The 1,253-nt window shown below is 34.6% G+C and carries 1 protein-coding gene; it reads right to left on the reverse strand.

The genetic code is table 11. From position 1 onward, the window contains the following. Positions 1 to 144: 144 nt before the first annotated feature. The coding region (locus M2326_RS17485) for a transposase (RefSeq protein WP_264620825.1) at positions 145 to 1,253 on the reverse strand (1,109 nt) is incomplete at its 5' end.

A 1,253-nucleotide genomic window follows, 5' to 3' on the forward strand; every position in this document is an offset into this window, starting at 1 on the left:
AATAAAAAAACGCTTGTAACAGGATTTATATAATCCGTTGCAAGCGTTTTCCTTTTTAATCTTGATTTTTAATGTTGGTTCAATAAGGCTATTTTGAGTTTAGCTAGAGTCATTTTGAGTAATGCAGCAGTAGCTTTCATTTTTCTACATTAATTTGAGTATTCTTTTTAAGTTGACTGCGAAAATAGCTATTGCACCTTGCATTTGCATATTGGTAATGCCATATGATATTGCTCTATCATAACCATGTACATTTTTCAACTCACTATTTTTCGCTTCTATTTTATATCGATGTTTTGCTTTTTCTTTGTAATAGTCAGTTTCTTGAAAGCTGATTTGTTCTTGGTGTAAGTCCGATTTTATCGACACCGAATATGTTTTTGTCTTGGATCCTTCTTTATAACAACCCTGTTTTAAAGAGCAGGTCTTACATTTTTCCACATCAAAATAGTAGGTTTGTATTTGATTGGTTCCAACATTTTTTTTACCTTGGCGAGCCTTTCGTATGGCCATATGACCAGCAGTGCAAACAAATCTATCGGCATCTTTATTATAGTCAAATTTATCTTCGTCTTTTCTAGCTCCTTGTGCTATTGTAACATTTAGTCTGGCTACCACTTTAATATTTTGCTCCCTTGTGAGTTTGAGATTTTCTTTTCCTGTATAAGCTCCATCCCCAATAATAGTATCAACATCAATTCCGTTTTTTTGACTAATCGCTAAAAGTCTAGGTAATTCTGGTCCATCCCCTTTTTCACCTGATGTGACTACAGCCGCTGTAATGATGCGCTCCTCGGTCATAGCTAAGTGAGTCTTATATCCAAAGAAAGAACTATCAGCGGTTTTATGACCCATTTTAGCATCTGCATCTTTTGATAAGGTAAAATTTTCTTGAGTGTCTTCTACAGTTTCTTTGAGTAGATTTAATTTCTCTTTCACAGCTGGAATCGAACTTATTGACGGCTCATTTTCAATGCGTTTTTCCAACTCTTTACAATAAGCAAGTTCCTTTTCTAAGTCATTGTCTGTATTTTTTTCAGGCATATGTTCTTTGAATTCCTGCTCAAAGCTGTATACTGTTTTTCGCAGTAGCTTGGAACGTTCTCTCAATACATCGATGGCTAAAAATGGATTGGATCTTGATAAAGTATGTGTGGCATCAACGATGATAGACTTCGAACGAATAATACCTTTTTCGATAGCAATGGCTACTGTTTTGTTTATCAATAGATTTAATAGGTCGGTATCCTTTA

The sequence above is a fragment of the Flavobacterium psychraerolatum genome (assembly GCF_025960985.1).
Classification (GTDB): Bacteria; Bacteroidota; Bacteroidia; order Flavobacteriales; family Flavobacteriaceae; genus Flavobacterium.